Origin of the sequence: Aquipseudomonas alcaligenes (assembly GCF_003205495.1) — a bacterium.
In the GTDB taxonomy this organism is placed as follows: Bacteria; Pseudomonadota; Gammaproteobacteria; order Pseudomonadales; family Pseudomonadaceae; genus Aquipseudomonas; species Aquipseudomonas alcaligenes_B.
In genome coordinates this window covers 294,105-311,218 of sequence record NZ_QJRX01000007.1, presented here as the reverse complement: position 1 = coordinate 311,218, position 17,114 = coordinate 294,105, and the positions used below count along the sequence as shown (strand labels likewise).

16 protein-coding genes are annotated in these 17,114 nt (G+C 67.1%); 6 read left to right on the top strand and 10 right to left on the bottom strand.

Annotated elements, in window-relative coordinates; genetic code table 11:
- The 5 genes from DMO17_RS15080 to metG form a co-directional block, all read right to left on the bottom strand.
- The coding region (locus DMO17_RS15080; RefSeq protein WP_181418793.1) for an RnfABCDGE type electron transport complex subunit D at positions 1-307 on the bottom strand (307 nt) is incomplete at its 3' end.
- A gap of 138 nt (positions 308-445) precedes the next feature.
- On the bottom strand, positions 446-3,103 hold the full coding sequence (rsxC, locus tag DMO17_RS15075; RefSeq protein ID WP_110683312.1) for an electron transport complex subunit RsxC: 2,658 nt from the start codon (positions 3,101-3,103) through the stop codon (positions 446-448).
- Complete coding sequence (rsxB, locus tag DMO17_RS15070; RefSeq protein ID WP_110683311.1) at positions 3,100-3,675, bottom strand: electron transport complex subunit RsxB; 576 nt, start codon at positions 3,673-3,675, stop codon at positions 3,100-3,102. Before rsxB ends, rsxC begins: the two co-directional genes overlap by 4 nt.
- The gene (gene rsxA / locus DMO17_RS15065) at positions 3,672-4,256 is read right to left on the bottom strand and encodes an electron transport complex subunit RsxA (RefSeq protein ID WP_110683310.1); all 585 of its coding nucleotides are present in this window, start codon (positions 4,254-4,256) and stop codon (positions 3,672-3,674) included. Before rsxA ends, rsxB begins: the two co-directional genes overlap by 4 nt.
- 117 nt (positions 4,257-4,373) lie before the next feature.
- The gene (gene metG, locus DMO17_RS15060) at positions 4,374-6,410 is read right to left on the bottom strand and encodes a methionine--tRNA ligase (RefSeq protein ID WP_110683309.1); all 2,037 of its coding nucleotides are present in this window, start codon (positions 6,408-6,410) and stop codon (positions 4,374-4,376) included.
- 132 nt (positions 6,411-6,542) lie between these two features.
- On the opposite strand from metG, the gene apbC reads away from it, so the two are divergent.
- Both apbC and dcd read left to right on the top strand, forming a co-directional pair.
- Positions 6,543-7,637, top strand: coding sequence for an iron-sulfur cluster carrier protein ApbC (apbC, locus tag DMO17_RS15055; protein ID WP_110683308.1), 1,095 nt, complete (start codon positions 6,543-6,545; stop codon positions 7,635-7,637).
- A gap of 94 nt (positions 7,638-7,731) precedes the next feature.
- Positions 7,732-8,298 (top strand): dCTP deaminase, encoded by a 567-nt coding sequence (gene dcd, locus DMO17_RS15050; protein ID WP_110683307.1) that lies wholly within the window; start codon positions 7,732-7,734, stop codon positions 8,296-8,298.
- A gap of 54 nt (positions 8,299-8,352) precedes the next feature.
- Here dcd and nadE read toward each other — a convergent pair whose 3' ends face one another.
- Positions 8,353-9,180 (bottom strand): ammonia-dependent NAD(+) synthetase, encoded by an 828-nt coding sequence (nadE, locus tag DMO17_RS15045; RefSeq protein WP_110683306.1) that lies wholly within the window; start codon positions 9,178-9,180, stop codon positions 8,353-8,355.
- 253 nt (positions 9,181-9,433) lie between these two features.
- Between nadE and DMO17_RS15040 the strand changes: the two genes are divergently transcribed.
- Genes DMO17_RS15040 through DMO17_RS15025 form a run of 4 tightly spaced genes read left to right on the top strand, consistent with a single transcriptional unit; the run spans position 9,434 to position 13,719 of the window.
- Entirely contained in the window at positions 9,434-10,108 is a 675-nt protein-coding gene (locus DMO17_RS15040; RefSeq protein ID WP_110683305.1) for a methylamine utilization protein, read from the top strand.
- Positions 10,092-12,440: a putative bifunctional diguanylate cyclase/phosphodiesterase gene (locus DMO17_RS15035; RefSeq protein WP_258371556.1), complete on the top strand. Its 2,349-nt coding sequence runs from the start codon at positions 10,092-10,094 to the stop codon at positions 12,438-12,440. The genes DMO17_RS15040 and DMO17_RS15035 overlap by 17 nt, the downstream gene beginning before the upstream one ends.
- A 2-nt stretch (positions 12,441-12,442) precedes the next feature.
- Positions 12,443-13,297: a DUF3034 family protein gene (locus DMO17_RS15030; protein WP_110683304.1), complete on the top strand. Its 855-nt coding sequence runs from the start codon at positions 12,443-12,445 to the stop codon at positions 13,295-13,297.
- A 2-nt stretch (positions 13,298-13,299) separates the two neighbouring features.
- Positions 13,300-13,719, top strand: a complete 420-nt coding sequence (locus tag DMO17_RS15025) for a group I truncated hemoglobin (protein ID WP_110683303.1) — start codon at positions 13,300-13,302, stop codon at positions 13,717-13,719.
- Positions 13,720-13,729: 10 nt separating this feature from the next.
- On the opposite strand, the gene DMO17_RS15020 is transcribed toward DMO17_RS15025, so the two are convergent.
- From DMO17_RS15020 to DMO17_RS15005, 4 genes are all read right to left on the bottom strand, one after another.
- A complete protein-coding gene (locus DMO17_RS15020) occupies positions 13,730-13,948 on the bottom strand; it encodes a DUF2970 domain-containing protein (RefSeq protein WP_110683302.1) in 219 nt (72 codons plus the stop codon).
- A 40-nt stretch (positions 13,949-13,988) separates the two neighbouring features.
- Complete coding sequence (locus DMO17_RS15015) at positions 13,989-15,008, bottom strand: lipase secretion chaperone (RefSeq protein WP_110683301.1); 1,020 nt, start codon at positions 15,006-15,008, stop codon at positions 13,989-13,991.
- Between the two features lie 52 nt (positions 15,009-15,060).
- A complete protein-coding gene (locus DMO17_RS15010) occupies positions 15,061-16,005 on the bottom strand; it encodes a lipase family alpha/beta hydrolase (protein WP_110683300.1) in 945 nt (314 codons plus the stop codon).
- A 157-nt stretch (positions 16,006-16,162) separates the two neighbouring features.
- Positions 16,163-17,035, bottom strand: coding sequence for a LysR family transcriptional regulator (locus DMO17_RS15005; protein WP_110683299.1), 873 nt, complete (start codon positions 17,033-17,035; stop codon positions 16,163-16,165).
- Positions 17,036-17,114 lie beyond the last annotated feature (79 nt).

Below are 17,114 nucleotides of genomic sequence, written 5' to 3'. Positions count from 1 at the left end.
CCACCGCCACTGCTGTCAGCCACCAGGGCGCATAGGGCGGCAGGGCCAGGGCCAGCAGGACGGCGGTGACCAGGGCGCTGCCGTCCTTGAGGAAGAACGCCAGCGGGCGCTTGCGGATGGCCAGGATGGCCGCCTCGCAGGCCAGGGCGACCAGGCTGGCCCAGAGCAGGTTGACCAGGGTGCCGATGCCGAACAGCCAGGTCAGCGCCAGGGCGCCGGGCGCGCAGGCGGCAGCGACCAGCAGCATGACGCGCTGGGTCTTGTTGCTGCCCCTGGCGTGGGGCGAGGTGATGCGGGGCAGGGCCATTGATGCTCCGTTGTTGCCTTGTGCTGCCTGGGCTGCACTCTGTGTTCTGTAGCCCGGATGCAATCCGGGTTGGTGCCATAGACACCTTTTGTGCGCGGACCGGCAGCTCTGCCTGCCAGCCCTCGGATTGCATACGGGCTATGGGTTCTGGTGTTCCGCCAATTTTCGTTCGGCTTCTGCGAGGCGTGTGCGTGCCGCGTCGAGGGCTTCTGGGCTGGCGCTCTCGTCGCGTTCCAGCTTGCGCAGGTCGGCACGAGCGAAGGCCACCTCGGTCTTCAGTGCCTTGAGTTCGGCGTCGACGCCAGGTTGCTCGGTGCGCACCAGCTCCGGGGCTGGCTTGCCGGAGGCGTCCTCGGCGGCATGCAGAGCCTGTTCGGCAACGGACAGGGCCTGGCGCAGGCGCTCTAGCTCGCTTTCCTCGGCACCTGCTTTTTCGGCCTTCTTCAGCTCGGCGCGCTTCATCGCCAGCTCGACCTTGGCCTTTTTCAGCGCGCTATCGTCGATTGCCTTGGCGGCAGGGGCTGGTGCTGCGGATTGCAGTTGCTCCAGTGTTTTTTCGGCCTCGACCAGCTTGGTGCGGGTCTGTTCCAGCTCGGCCTGCTGTTCGGCGCTAGGCGCTTCGAGTTTTTCCAGCTTGCGCAGCTGGGCCTTGAGCATGGCGGCCTCGATCTTGGCTTTCTTCAGCGCATCGTCGCTGGCGAGTGCGACGGCGGAGGGTTCAGGCGCCGTGGATTGCAGCTGCTCTAGCGCCTTCTCGGCCTCGGCCAGCTTGGCGCGGGTCTGTTCCAGCTCGGTCTGCTGTTCAGGCGTCGGCGCTTCGAGTTTCTCCAGCTTGCGCAGCTGGGCCTTGAGCATGGCGGCTTCGATCTTGGCCTTCTTCAGCGCGTCGTCGTTGGCCGGTGCAGCGGGTGCCGGTGCTGCGGATTGCAGCTGTTCCAGAGTCTTCTCGGCCTCGGCCAGCTTGGCGCGGGTCTGCTCCAGCTCGGCCTGCTGTTCGGCGCTGGGCGCTTCGAGCTTTTCCAGCTTGCGCAGCTGGGCCTTGAGCATGGCAGCTTCGATCTTGGCTTTCTTCAGCGCGTCGTCGTTGGCTGGTGCTGCTGTGGTCGGCGCTGGTGCGCTGGCCTGGGCGGCTTCCAGGGCCTTCTGCGCGGCCTCGGCGGCGCTGCGCAGCTCGGCGACCTGGCTCTTGAGTTCTTCTGTGTCGTGCAGGGCTAGTTGCTTCTCGGCCTTCTTCAATGCCACCTGGGCCATGCTGGCCTCGATCTTCAGGCGCTTGAGCTGCTCGTCGGCAGCGCTTGGCGCGCTGCTTGCAGGCGCCGCTGCGGCGGCTTCGGCCTGGGCCGCCTTGGCCTTGGCGGCGCGCTCGGCGCGGGCGAGGCGCTCTGCCTCCTTGCGTTCTTCCTCGCGGCGCAGGCGCTCCTGACGCAGCTCGAAGCGCTGCTTGGAGTGCTCGGCCTTCTGCTGCTTCTGCTCCAGTTCGCGGATTTCCGCCTTGGCCGCGCGGTAGTACTGCACCAGCGGGATGCTGGAGGGGCAGACATAGGCGCAGGCGCCGCATTCGATGCAGTCGAACAGGTTGTGCGCCTTGAGCTGCTCATGCTGCTGGCCGAGGGCGAAGAAATGCAGCTGCTGCGGCAGCAGGCTGGCCGGGCAGGCGTCGGCGCACTCGCCGCAGCGGATGCAGGGCATGGCCGGTGGCGGCGACGGCAGCTCGCTGGCGCTGCCGGCCAGCAGGCAGTTGGCGGTCTTGATCAGCGGCACATCCAGCGAGGGCAGGGTGAAGCCCATCATCGGCCCGCCCATGACCAGACGGTTGAGCTTGCTGGTGTCCAGGCCGGCAAATTCGAGCAGCTCGCCGACCGGGGTGCCGAGCAGTGCCTCGACATTGCCCGGCCGTGCCAGGGCCTCGCCGGTCAGGGTGGTGATGCGTGCAATCAGCGGCTTGCCGAGCACCACGGCGTCATGGATGGCGACGCAGGTGCCGACGTTCTGGCAGAGCATGCCGATATCGGCCGGCAGGCCGCCGCTGGGCACCTCCACGCCGGTGAGGATCTGGATCAGCTGCTTCTCGCCGCCGGAGGGGTACTTGGTGGGGAATACCTTGAGCCGGTAGCTGCGCTCGGCCAGCGCCGCGCGCACGGCGGCGATGGCCTCGGGCTTGTTGTCCTCGATGCCGATCAGCACCTCGTCCGGCTGGATCAGTTGCACCAGGATGTCGATGCCGGACACCAGTTCGGCGGCGCGCTCGCGCATCAGCACATCGTCGGCGGTGATGTAGGGCTCGCACTCGGTGCCGTTGATGATCAGGGTGTGGATCTTCTGCGTCGGCCGCGCAGTGAGCTTGGCCGCCGTGGGGAAGCCGGCGCCGCCCAGGCCGCTGATGCCGGCTTCGCGGATCAGCTCCAGCAGCTCTGCGGAATCCAGGTGCCGGTAGTCGGCATGGGGCGTCAGGTCGATCCACTGATCCTGGCCGTCGCTGTCGATGACGATGGCCGGTGCGGGCAGACCCGATACATGCGGGTAGGGCTGCGGGCCTATGAAGCTCACCGTGCCGGAGGTGGGGGCATGCAGCGGCGCGCTGACGAAGGCGCTCGCCTCGGCGATCTTCTGGCCCTTGAGCACCCGCTCGCCGACCACCACGCAGGGCTCAGCGGCGGCGCCGATATGCTGGCCCAGCGGCAGGATCAGGCGCCTGGGCAGCGGCGCCCGGACGATGGGCGTGCGGTTGGACAGCGCCTTGTGCTCGGCCGGGTGGATGCCGCCGGGGATGTCCCAGATGCGTTCGTGCGCACTCATGCGGCCTGCTCCCGGTCACTGGCGATCAGCTGGCCGGGGGCCAGCGGCAGCTGCCACTTCCAGCTCTGCACGTTGCTGCCCACCGGCAGCATGTCGATGCAGTCCACCGGGCAGGGCTCGACGCACAGGTCGCAGCCGGTGCACTCGCTGGCGATCACCGTGTGCATCTGCTTGGCCGCACCGACGATGGCGTCCACCGGGCAGGCCTGGATGCACTTGGTGCAGCCGATGCACTCGGCCTCGCGGATCACCGCCACCATCTGCGGCTTCTCGCCTTCGACGGCGTCCAGCGGCTCGGGCTCGACGTCCAGCAGGTCGGCCAGGGCGGCGATGGTAGCCTCGCCGCCGGGTGGGCACTTGTTGATCTTGTCGCCGCCGGCGATGGCCTCGGCATAGGGCTTGCAGCCCGGGTAGCCGCACTGGCCACACTGGGTCTGCGGCAGCAGGGCGTTGATCTGCTCGGCGATGGGGTCGCCCTCGACCTTGAAGCGCACGGCGGCGTAGCCAAGGATGGCGCCGGCCAGCAGGCACAGGCCGAGCAGGGCGAGGACAGCGATCAGTACCAGGCTCATAGCTTGATCAGCCCGGCGAAGCCCATGAAGGCCAGGGACATCAGCCCGGCGGTGATCATGCCGATGGAGGCGCCCTGGAACGGCTTGGGCACGTCGGCGATGGCGATGCGCTCACGCATGGCGGCGAACAGCACCAGCACCAGGGAGAAGCCCAGGCCGGCGGCAAAGCCGTTGGCGGTGGCGGTGATGAAGGTGAATTCGGCCTTGTTGGCGTTGACCAGGGCCACGCCGAGGACGATGCAGTTGGTGGTGATCAGCGGCAGGAAGATGCCCAGCACGCGGTAGAGCAGGGGGCTGGTCTTGTGCACCACCATCTCGGTGAACTGCACCACCACGGCGATCACCAGGATGAAGCTGATGGTGCGCAGGAACTCCAGGCCCAGCGGCTCCAGCACGTATTCCTGCACCAGGTAGCTGCACATGGCGGCCAGGGTGAGGACGAAGGTGGTGGCCAGCGACAGGCCGATGGCCGTCTCGATCTTCTTCGACACGCCCATGAACGGGCACAGGCCGAGGAACTGCACCAGCACGAAGTTGTTGACCAGGATGGCGCTGACCATGATCAAGGCGAGTTCGGTCATCGAAACGTCCGTCTTGGGGCAAAGGCCGCAGGGAAAGGGCGCCTATTATCGGAAAGGGCGCAGAGGCAAACAAGCCGGCATAAGCCGGCTTGTTGTTCTTGGATAAGCCTAGACGGCTTATTTGACGCGCTGGCCCGGTTTGGCGCCGCTATCCGGGCTGAGCAGGTAGATTTCCTCGCCGCCGGGGCCGGCGGCCAGGACCATGCCTTCGCTGATGCCGAACTTCATCTTGCGCGGGGCCAGGTTGGCCACGTACAGGGTCAGGCGGCCTTCCAGCTTGCTCGGGTCTGGGTAGGCGGACTTGATGCCGCTGAACACGTTGCGCTTCTCATCGCCGATATCCAGGGTCAGGCGCAGTAGCTTGTCGGCGCCTTCGACGAACTCGCACTTCTCGATCAGGGCGATACGCAGGTCGACTGCGGCGAAGGCGTCGAAGTTGATCTCGGCGGCCAGCGGGTCCTTGGTCAGTTCGCCATTGCCGGTGGGCTTGCTGGCTTCGGCGGCGAGGTCTTCCTTGGAGGCTTCGGTCATGGCGTCGATCTTCGCGGGTTCGATACGGGTCAGCAGCGGGTTGAACGGGTTCAGCTGGTGGTTGGCCAGCGGGGTGGCCAGGTCGTTCCAGGTCAGCGGGGCGACGTTGAGGAAGGCCTCGGCGTCGGCGGCCAGCTTCGGCAGCACCGGTTTGAGCAGGATCACCAGCTGGCGGAACAGGTTGACGCCCAGGGCGCAGATTTCCTGGACCTCAGCCTGCTTGCCCTCGACCTTGTTCAGGGCCCACGGCGCCTTGTCGGCGATCCAGGCGTTGGCGCGATCGGCCAGGGCCATGATCTCGCGCATGGCACGGGCGAAGTCGCGCGCCTCGTAGGCCTCGGCGATGCTCGGAATGGCGGCCTGGAAGGCCTCCCACAGTTCCGGCTCGGGGTTGGCGGCGACCAGCACGCCGTTGTTGCCCTTATGGATGAAACCGGCGCAGCGGCTGGCGATGTTGACCACCTTGCCGACCAGGTCGGAGTTGACCTTCTGCACGAAGTCCTCGAGGTTGAGGTCGAGATCGTCGACGCCGCGGCCCAGCTTGCTGGCGTAGTAGTAACGCAGGTACTCGGGGTTCAGGTGATCGAGGTAGGTGCGCGCCTTGATGAAGGTGCCGCGCGACTTGGACATCTTCTGGCCGTTAACGGTCAGGTAGCCGTGCACGTTGACCGCGGTGGGCTTGCGGTAGCCGGCGCCTTCGAGCATGGCCGGCCAGAACAGGGCGTGGAAGTTGACGATGTCCTTGCCGATGAAATGGTACAGCTCGGCGGTGGAGTCCTTGCCCCAGAAGGCGTCGAAGTCCAGCTCCGGGCGCTTGGAGCACAGATTTTTAAAGCTGGCCATATAGCCAATCGGCGCGTCCAGCCAGACGTAGAAGTATTTGCCCGGCTCGTCGGGGATCTCGAAGCCGAAGTAGGGCGCGTCGCGGGAGATGTCCCACTCCTGCAGGCCACCGTCCAGCCATTCGGCGATCTTGTTGGCCACCGCCTCCTGCAGGGCGCCGCTGCGGGTCCACTGCTTGAGCATGGCCTCGAAGTCCGGCAGCTTGAAGAAGAAGTGCTTGGACTCCCTGAGCACCGGCACGGCGCCGGAGATGGCCGAACGCGGGTTCTTCAGCTCGGTGGGTTCGTAGGTGGCGCCGCACTTCTCGCAGTTGTCGCCGTACTGATCCTCGGCCGCGCATTTCGGGCAGGTGCCCTTGATGAAGCGGTCGGCGAGGAACATGCCCTTCTCGGGGTCGAAGTACTGGGTCACCGCGCGGGTCGCGATGTGGCCCTTGTCGCGCAGCGCCAGGTAGATTGACGAGGCCAGCTCGCGGTTCTCGTCCGAGTGGGTCGAGTGGTAGTTGTCGAAGGCCACGCCGAAGTCGGCGAAGTCGGCCATGTGCTCGGCGCGGACGTTGTCGATCAGCTGTTCGGGCGTGATGCCTTCCTTCTCGGCGCGCAGCATGATGGCAGAGCCGTGGGCATCGTCGGCGCAGACGTATACGGCCTGGTTGCCGCGCAGCTTCTGGAAGCGCACCCACATGTCGGTCTGGATGTACTCGAGCATGTGGCCGAGGTGAATCGAGCCGTTGGCATAGGGCAGGGCGCTGGTGACGAGAATCTTGCGGGCTTCGGACATGGGGATCGGGCCATCGGGTGTTACGAGGGAAGTCGGCCACTATATAGCCGCGGCGGTTTTTTTTCATCCGTGCGGGGCGCCGCCCTGGGGTAATATGCCCGCCTGTTTTGCCCTGCCTTTCGGAGTAGCCCCATGAGCGCCGTCACCCGCGAAGCGGTCGAAGCCCGCCTGCGTCAGTTCACCGACCCCCACCTGAATCAGGACCCGGTCAGCGCCGGCTGCCTGCGTGAAGTCGATATCCAGGGCGGCAAGGTCGCCGTGCGCCTGGAGCTGGGCTATGCCGCCGGGCTGTTCAAGAACGGCTGGGCGCAGATGCTGCAGATGGCCCTGGAGGGCCTGGATGGGGTGGAGTCGGCACGGGTGCAGGTGGACGTGGCCATCGCTCCGCACAAGGCCCAGGAGCAGGTGCCGGCGCTGGCCGGGGTGAAGAACATCATCGCCGTGGCCTCCGGCAAGGGCGGGGTGGGCAAGTCCACCACCGCCGCCAACCTGGCCCTGGCCCTGGCCCGCGAAGGCGCCCGCGTCGGCATCCTCGATGCCGATATCTATGGCCCCAGCCAGGGCATCATGTTCGGCATCGCCGAAGGGACGCGACCCAAGGTGCGCGACCAGAAGTATTTCGTGCCGCTGGAGGCCCACGGCGTGCAGGTGATGTCCATGGCCTTCCTCACCGACGACAGCACCCCGGTGGTCTGGCGCGGGCCGATGGTTTCCGGCGCGCTGATCCAGCTGGTGACCCAGACCGCCTGGGACGACCTGGACTACCTGATTGTCGACATGCCGCCGGGCACCGGTGACATCCAGCTGACCCTGGCGCAGAAGGTGCCGGTGGCCGGCGCGGTGATCGTCACCACCCCGCAGGACCTGGCCCTGCTGGACGCCAGGAAAGGCGTGGAGATGTTCCGCAAGGTCAATATCCCGGTACTCGGCGTGGTGGAGAACATGGCCGTGCATATCTGCAGCAACTGCGGTCATGCCGAGCACCTGTTCGGCGAGGGCGGCGGCGAGAAGCTGGCGGCCCAGTACGGCGTCGACCTGCTGGCATCCTTGCCGCTGTCCATGGCTATCCGCATGCAGGCCGACGGTGGCAAGCCGACCGTGGTGGCCGACACCGAGAGCCAGATCGCCATGATCTACCAGGAAATGGCGCGCAGCGTCGGTGCGCGCATCGCCCAGGCGGGCCTGGGCGCGGCGGCCATGCCGACCATCGAGGTCAGCGACGACTGACGTTGCCTTGCGGGATGTGGGGCCTTTGAACCGGGCCCCGCCTCCCGGTAAGATGCGCGATCATTTTTCAACCACTGCTTTCAGGACGCCCGCCATGAGCATCAAATCGGACAAGTGGATTCGCCGCATGGCCCAGGAACACGGGATGATCGAGCCCTTCGTCGAGCGCCAGGTGCGCACCGAAGGCGCCGAGCGCCTGATCTCCTACGGCGTTTCCAGCTACGGCTACGACGTGCGCTGTGCCGACGAGTTCAAGGTGTTCACCAACATCCACTCGGCCACCGTCGACCCGAAGAACTTCGACGAGAAGAGCTTCGTCGATGTGAAGGGGCCGGTGTGCATCATCCCGCCGAACTCCTTCGCCCTGGCCCGCACCGTCGAGTACTTCCGCATCCCGCGCGACGTGCTGACCATCTGCCTGGGCAAGAGCACCTACGCGCGCTGCGGCATCATCGTCAACGTCACCCCGCTGGAGCCGGAGTGGGAGGGCCACGTGACCCTGGAGTTCTCCAACACCACCACCCTGCCGGCGAAGATCTATGCCAACGAGGGCGTGGCGCAGATGCTGTTTCTGCAGTCCGACGAGGCTTGCGAGGTGTCGTACAAGGATCGCGGCGGCAAGTACCAGGGCCAGACGGGCGTGACCCTGCCGAAGACCTGATTCAGCTGGCACATGAAAAAAGCCGGGCAGTGCCCGGCTTTTTCGTTTCCGCCGTCAGGGTACCAGCGGCAGTTCGCGCTTGTGGCGGGTGTTGTCGTAGGTGCGCACGATGGTGGCGTAGGCCGCCTCGCTGACCGGCTGGCCATGCAGGAAGGCGTCGATCTCGGCATAGCTCACGCCATGCGCTTCCTCGTCCGGCTTGCCCGGGCGCAGCTCCTCCAGGTCGGCGGTCGGCGTCTTCATCACCAGGTGCTGCGGCGCGCCGAGGTGCTTGGCGATGGCACGCACCTGGTGCTTCACCAGGCCGGACAGCGGGGCCAGGTCGCAGGCGCCGTCGCCGAACTTGGTGAAGAAGCCCATGACCGCCTCGGCGGCGTGGTCGGTGCCGATCACCAGGCCGTTGTTGGCGTTGGCGATGGCGAACTGGGCGACCATGCGGATGCGCGCCTTGATGTTGCCGACCACGAAGTCGCGGCGGGCGTCGGAGAGCTGCTGCAGGTGGCTGACCTGCTCGCCCAGGCCGGTCACGCTGTCCTCGATGTTGACCGTGTCCTCCTCGTCGGCGCGGATGAACTTCAGCGAGTCCTGGGCGTCGTGCTCGTCGTGCTGCACTTTGTGCGGCAGGCGCACGGCGATAAAGCGATAGGCCGCATCTCCCGTCTCGGCGCGCAGCTCCTCCACCGACAGCTGGGCCAGGCGCCCGGCGGTCAGCGAGTCGACGCCGCCGCTGATGCCCAGCACCAGCACCTTGAGGCCGGAGTTCTTCAGGCAATTCTTGATGAAGGCCTTGCGCCGCTCGATCTCGGCCACCAGGGCCGCCTCGTCGGCGAAGGGCGGTACCACGTCCAGGGCGGCGGCGATTTCGGCTTGGCGGTTGCTCATCACGGGTTCCTCGGGCAGCGCGCCGGTGCGGAGTTGGCAGCGGCGCTCGTTGTATCGCGGTCGATGGCGAAGCTTACTTGGAACGGCTGGAAAAGTGCACGGCAGAGCTGCGGCAAGTGGGCTCGATGAAATGGATGGTGGCGCCATGCCATTGTCTTGTGCGTGAACTTGTCCCGGCTCTCGGCTACTCTGCGAGAAAAGAGTTTCAGCCAGGACGGCGTCCCCCTGCTTGCCGGTTTGCGGAAGTCTTCCCATGAAACCTCGCCCTATCATCCTGTGTCTCGCCCTCGCGTGCCTGGCCAGCCGGCCCGCGGTGGCCGCCAGCCTGTCTGCCGAGCTGCTCGACGAGCAGGGGCGGCCGCTGCCTGATGTGGTCCTCAGCCTGGTGGCACAGGGCGCTTCGAGCCAGCCCGGCACCGGCCTGATGGACCAGCGGGGCAAGCAGTTCAGCCCGCGGGTGCTGGCAGTCCGCACGGGCACCGCGGTCAGCTTCCCCAATAGCGACGACATCCGCCACCACGTCTACTCCTTCTCGCCGGCCAAGCGCTTCGAACTGCGCCTGTACAAGGACACTCCCAGTGCCCCGGTGCTGTTCGACCAGCCCGGTGTGGTGGTGCTCGGCTGCAACATCCATGACTGGATGGTGGGCTACATCTACGTCACCGACCATCCCTGGTTCGCCGTCAGCGATGCCCAGGGGCGCCTGACAATCGACGGCCTGCCGGCGGGGAGCTACCAGGTCAGCCTCTGGCACCCGCGGCGGGAGAACATGCAGGCGCTGGCCGCCGGCACCCTGCAGGTGTCTGAGCAGGGGCTCAGCAGGAGCTTTGCGCTGCCGCTGGCGGGGCCGCTGGAAACAGCGGCGCCGCCCAACCCCAGCGCTTTCGGCGAAGCCTTCAGGAAGGCCACGCGTGAAGTTCAGCCATAGCTTCCAGGCGCGCATCGCCGTCGCGCTGGTCGCGCTGCTGATGGCGGTGGTCGGTGCCCTGTATTTCTCGGTCAAGGCGGCCACCGGCGTGGCCGTGGAAAGCCAGTTGCGCGAGGAGCTCGGGGTCGGTGGGCGGGTGCTGGAGCAGCTGATCGAGCTGCGCGGGCGCCAGCTGCACGATGCGGTACAGGTGCTGGCGGCCGACTTTGGCTTCAAGGAAGCGGTGGCCAGCGGCGATCGCGAGACCATCCGCTCGGCGCTGGCCAACCACGGTGCGCGGATCAACGCCGGCGCCGTGCTGCTGCTGGGGCTCAATGGCGTGCTGCAGGTCAGCAGCGACCCGCGTATCGGCGCCGAGGCCGCCGAACGCCTGGCCGGGCAGGTGCGCGATCAGGCGCAGCAGGGCAGCCGGGTGTTCCTGCTCCCCATCGCCGGCGAGGTTTACCTGCTGGTCGAGGCCTATGTCAGCGCGCCGCTGCCCATCGCCCGGGTGGTGATGGGCTTCCATATCGACGAGGCCTTCGCCCTGGAGCTGCGCGAACTCACCCACCTGGAACTGACCTTGCTGTCGATCGAGCAGGGACAGGCGGCCGGCTGGCTGAGCACCCTTCCGGCGGCCATGCATGGCCAGTTGCGCGAGGAGCTCATGCAGCAGCGCGGCAGCACGGGCAGCCGCATGCTGCAGGCTGCTGGGCAGCGCTACCTGGGCGAGTGGCGGACCCTCGCCAGCGGTGACGGCTACCAGGTGCTGGCATTGCTGCACAAATCCCTCGACCGTGCCGAACAGACTTTCGCTCCGCTCGATCGCGCCATCCTGCTGATCGCCCTGGCCGCATTGTTCGCTTCGCTGCTGGTGGCCCTGTTGCTGGCGCGCGGCCTGGCGCAGCCGGTGCGCGAATTGGCGCGGGTCGCCGGGCGTATCGGCCAGGGCGACTACCAGACGCCCATCGCGCTGCAGCGCCGCGATGAGCTGGGCAGCCTGGCCCAGGCCTTTACCCGCATGCAGGAAGGCATCGCCGAACGTGAGCGGCAACTGGCTCACAACGCCCTGCATGATGCATTGACCGGGCTGCCCAACCGTACCCTGGCGCTCGAGCGCCTGGGCAGTGCGATCAGCGCCGGGAGAGCGACGGCCGTGCTGTACCTGGGCGTGGCCAACTTCCGCGGGATTCTGGAGAGCTGCGGCGCCGATGGCGCCGACCTGACCCTGCAGCAACTCAGTCGCCGCCTGCAGGCCACCCTGCGTCCCGGCGACAGCCTGGCGCGGCTGCTGGCCGATGAGTTGCTGCTGATGCTGGATGGCTGCGACGGGGCCGCCGCCATCGCTGCGGCGGACCGCTTGCAGCAGTTGCTGCTCAAGCCGATGCGCGTGGGCACCCTGGATGTCGTCCTGGACTGCCGCATCGGCATCGCCGCCTTCCCCGAGCACGGCAACAATCCGGACGATCTCCTGCGCCGGGCAGCCATCGCCATGCACGATGCCGCCCACCTGCCCGGGCACCTGCAGCTGTACCAGGAGGGGCGCGATGATGCCCACCTGCGCCAGGTCAGGCTGGTACGCGACCTGCGCCATGCCGCCAGCAATGGCGAGCTGCAGCTGTACTACCAGCCCAAGCTGGATATCCACGGGGGGCGCGTGCATCAGGCCGAGGCCCTGTTGCGCTGGAAGCACCCGCACTATGGGCCGGTCTCGCCCGGCGAGTTCATTCCGCTGGCCGAACGGACCGGCAGCATCCAGTTGCTCACCGCCTGGGTGGTCGAGGAGGCCGTGCGCCAGCTGCATGACTGGAACGGGCGCGGCCTGGGCATGCAGGTATCGCTGAATATCTCCGCCGAGGACCTGGTCAACCTGGAGCTGGCCGAGCGCGTCGGCACCCTGCTGGTCGGCCAGGCGGTGGCGGCCGAGCAACTGGTGTTCGAGATCACCGAGAGCGCCATGATGCAGGATCAGCAGCGCGCGCTGGAGGTGCTGGAGCGCCTGCGACGACGGGGCATCCAGCTGTCGGTGGACGACTTCGGCACCGGCTACTCGTCGCTGGCCCAGCTCAAGCGCATGCCCGTGCAGGAGCTGAAGATCGACCAGTCCTTCATCCGCGAACTGAGCGAGCACGGCGAGGATGCGGTGATCGTCCGCTCGACCATCGAGATGAGCCACAGCCTGGGGCTCAAGGTGGTGGCAGAGGGGGTGGAGCTCGCGCCCGTCCTCGATCTGCTGCGGCGCTGGGGTTGCGACACCGCTCAGGGTTACCTGATCGGCAAACCGCTGCCGGCGCCAGCCTTCGAGCAGTGGCTGCAGCAATGGCACGAATCCCATCTGGCGAGGGCTCTCTGAACATGCTCAGGCCTCTGGCGACACTGTTCTGCAGCCTGCTGCCGGCCCTGGTCGCCGCCGAGCAGGGGCGTCTGCTGGCCACCGGCGGTGCCAGCAGCATCGATGGCGCCGCCGGCGGAGGCATAGTGCCCTGGGCGGTACTGGCCGGTTATGGCGAGCAGGGCGAGTGGGGCGGCGCAGCCTTTCTCACCCGGGTGGAAACCGGCGACTACCGCCTGGATGTGGGCGGCGCGGCGTTTGCCTACGACAACCGGGTAGAGTTGTCCTTCGCCCGCCAGCGCTTCGACCTGGGCACCCTGGCGCGCGACCTGAGGCTGCCGGACGGCAGCCTCAGCCAGGATATCTTCGGCGTGAAGCTGCGCCTGTTCGGTGACCTGATCTATGACCGCCTGCCGCAGCTGTCGCTCGGCGTCGAGCACAAGCGGCAGCGGGACTTCCGGGTGCCGCGCCTGGTCGGTGCCGTGCGCGACGAGGATACCGAGGCTTACCTGGCTGCCAGCCGCCTGATCCTCGGCGGCGCCTTCGGCTACAACCTGCTGCTCAATGGCAATCTGCGCTACAGCCGGGCCAACGAACAGGGCCTGCTGGGCTACGGGGGCGACCGCCGCGACCGCCACTCGGTGCTCAAGGAGGGCTCGGTCGCGGTGCTGCTCGATCCGCACTGGGTGGTGGGCGTGGAGTACCGCGAGAAGCCGGACAACCTCTCGTTTGCCGGCGAGAACGACTGGTCCGACCTGTTCGTCGGCTACTTCCCCAACAAGCATCTGGCCGTCGTGCTGGCCTATGCCCGTCTCGGCGAGATCGCCAGCCTGGATCACCAGGATGGGGTCTACCTGTCGCTGCAGGGGAGCTTCTGAGCATGCGCCTGCTGGCGATCCTCCTGGCGCTGCTGATCGGTGCCTGCGCCGGCCAGTCGCCCCGCGACGACAGTCTGTACCGCGGGCTGGGCGAGCAGGCCGGCATCACCCGTATCGTCGAGGGCATGCTGCTCAACGCCGCGCGCAACCCGCGCATCTCCCGGCATTTCCAGGACATCGACATCGAACGCCTGCGCGACAAGCTGGTGGAGCAGTTCTGCGTGGAGGCCGGCGGCCCCTGCGAATACACCGGCGACAGCATGGAGGAGAGCCACAAGGGGCTGAACATCAGTCGCGCCGACTTCAACGCGCTGGTCGAGGACCTGATCGAAGCCATGGAGGCGGAGGGGGTCGCCGTGCCTGTGCAGAACCGCCTGCTGGCGCGTCTGGCGCCGATGCGCGGGCAGATCATCGAGCACTAGGGGCAGCGCGCTAGACTCCGGCCAGGCCCAGCACCAGCTTGACCAGGCCGAACAGCACCAGCACGAAGAGGCCGGTGAACATCACGCCGAGGATGATGAAGTGGCTGGGCTTGCCGCGGCTGAAGTCGCGCGCGCGGTTCTTGCCGCTCTGCACGCCGAAGGCAGCGGCCAGCACGCTCTGCAGCATCTCGCGAAAGGTCAGGGGCTTGTCGTCTTTCTCTGGGCTCATGGGGCACCTCCTGGGCTCAGCTTAGCCCAGGAGGCGGCACTCATAGCTCCGCGTCCAGCGCCTGCACGCGCTTGCGCTCCAGTTCGTCGAAGCGGCTGGCCTGCAGCTCGGCGATCGCCGCCTGCAGGTCGGTCTGGCTGAGGCCGGACTCGCGCAGCCTGTTGCGCTCGGCGGCATAGTCGGCCAGGCGCTGCTGCCAGGCGGCCTGCTGGCGATCCAGCTCCTCCAGAGCGGCGGCGGCCTCGCTGCCCAGCGTGGACTCGCGCAGCTGGCGGATCTCCTCGGCGCTGGCACCCCGGGCCTGCAGGGCCTGGGTGGCGGCATACAGCTCGCCGTGGCGACTGCTCTCGGCACGGGCCTGGCGGACATCCTCGGGCAACTGCAGCTCCAGCTCGGCCAGCGCCTGCTGACGCTGCTGGTCGTCGAGGCCGGCCTGCTGGCTCAGCGCCAGGCGCTGCACCATGTACTCGTCCTCGGCGTTGTCGCGGGCGAAGAACACGGCGTATTCCTCGCTGTTGAAGAACTGCTGGCGCACGGCGTTGAGCGCGTCCAGGCGCTGGCGCAGGGCTCCGGCATCCAGGTCGGGGCTGGCCTCGGGCAGGCCCTGCACGGCGATGCGGTAGTCCACATAGCGGCGCAGCAGGTCGCGGGCCTGGGCCAGGGCCGGCTCCTGCAGCTGCTCGGCGAGATCGCGGTGGATGCGCGTCAGCACCTTGTCCAGGCCTTCCTCTTCGCGACCGGCCAGATAGAAGTCGAACAGGTGCAGCAGGTCCTGTGTCAGCAGCAGGTTGCCCTGGCCATCCATCTTCAGGATCACACCGTGGCGGGTGCCTTGCAGCGATGGCGGAAGCGGGCCGGGATCGGCCAGGGTGCTGGCCGGGGCTTGCTGCAGCTGCCGATTGAGGGCGCTGGCCTGGACGCTGCGCGCATCGCTCGGCGGAGTGATGGCGAGTGCTTGGGCTGGAGCGCCTGGCAGGGGTTCGGGGCGATAGAAAAGCAGGGTTGCGCTGACGGCGAGGGCGCCCATCGCTAGGGCGCCCAGGATGATTCGGTTGGACATCGAACGCTCCTCGTGGCGGGCATGGCGCTGACAGGCGCCATGCCCGCGCGTATTACAGGCCGAGGTTCTTCAGGCGGTTGGCCTGGGTCTGGTACAGGGTCTTCGGGTTGGTCTCGAACAGCGACACCAGGCCCAGGACCTGGTTGGTGATGTCCAGGTGGTTCATGAAGTAGTTGTCCTTCAGCACCTTGCCGAAGTGGCTGGAGCAGCGACCGGTGACACCGTCGTTGGCCTCGCTGAAGCCGAAGGCCAGGTAGGTGACGCCGAACAGCGGGTCGGAGATGTCCAGCACGTTGGTCAGCGGTGCAGTACCGCTCATGGAGTACATGCGTACCGTGTTGCCCTTGATGCTGGCGGTCTCCGGGCCCTCGCCACAGGAGGTGCTGGGGATGCCGACCGGGTAAGTCGCGTTATTGGCCGCCGCGCCGGTCTTGTTGAACTCGGCGAGCATGGCGCGTACGTCCGACGGGCTCTTCCTGTTGTTCGACAACAGGTTGACCAGATTACCCACGGCGTTGGCGAACACGTCGAAGGCTACGCCCTGCAGGCTGCTGGGCGGAGCGACGCCGGTCACCAGGTCGGCCAGCGGCGAGCCCTTGTGCGGCGAGTTGAGGGTGGTCACCGAGGCGACCAGGTCGGGGCGGGTGTTCATCACATAGCGGGCGGTGAGGCCGCCCTGGCTGTGGCCGATCAGGTTGAACTTCTTCACCGTGCCACCGGAGGCGGCGCGGATCTGTTCCAGCTGGGCGATCAGCGACTCGCCACGCTTGGCCGAGCTGTCGAAGGCGTTGATCTTCGGCACGTGCACCTTGGCGCCCTGGCTCTGCAGGGCGCTGGGGATCTTGTACCAGTAGTCGATGGTGGCGATGGTGTCGAAGGCGAAGATGCCGGGGACGAGGACGATGGGGTTCTTGGTCTGCGCCTGGGTGTTGGCCAGGGCAGGGAGGGAGGCGCACAGACCGAGGACGGCCAGTGCCGGAACGAGCAGCTTCTTCATGAGGTGTACCTGTGTGTTCGTTTTTTGTTGTTGTAACTCCGCACACAGCAGCGGAGGTGGCGGCCATGAAAGCACCGCGCGGGCGTCATCGTCTTGTAAGAACTGATGATCCTGCCGGCGACTCCGGCGCGGCAGTTGCGGCCGACATGGGCGCCTCTCAGCGGCGATTGAGTCGCTCGCCGAGGAAGTCGATCAGCACCCGTACCTTGGCGGGCAACAGGCGTGTCTCGGTAATGGCGTAGACCGGCAGGGACGGGGCTTGCCAGCCCGGCAGGACGCGCTGCAGGCGGCCGCAGGCCAGGTCCTCGGCGATCATTTCGTCCACCAGCATGGCGATGCCCTGGCCCAGCAGGGCCAGGCGCCGCAGCATGCCGACATTGTTCAGCAGGTAGCGCCCGTGGACCGCCAGGCTCAGCTGCTGCGCGCCGTTCTGCAGCACCCAGGGCGCATCCAGCATGCGCAGGCACTGGTGTTGCAGCAGCGCCTCCGGGCTGCCCGGCGGACCCTGCCGCTCGAGGTAGGACGGGCTGGCGAACAGGCTGCGCTGCAGCGTGCCGAGCGGCCGGGCGATCAGCTGCGAGTCGGGCAGGGGGCCGATGCGAATCACCAGGTCGACCGGGTCGCGGATCAGGTCCAGGCGCCTGGGCGTGAGGTCGAGGTCGAACTGGATGTGCGGGTAGCGCTCGGCGAACTCGGCCAGCAGCGGTGCCAGGTAGACCACGCCGAAGTCGATGGGCATGGACAGGCGGATCAGACCGCTGGGGTTGTCCACCAGCTCGGAGATCTCCTCGTGCGCCAGGCGCGCCTCGTCGACGATGCGCCGGCAGCGTTCGTAGTAGAGGCGTCCCCCCTCGGTGAGCTCGATGCGCCGGGTGGTGCGGTTGAGCAGGCGCAGGCCGATGCGTCGCTCCAGCTCGGCGATGCGTCGCGAGACCGTGGAGTTGGGCATGCCGATGGCCTCGGCGGCGCCGCGAAAGCTGTTCGCCTTGATCACTTCGACGAACAGCGCCATGTCGTTGAGCAGTTTCATGGACTCTTCCATTGCTCCATCAGTGGAGCAATCAATTCTGATTATCTGACTTTATCCTATACGGCTGCAGGAAGATGAT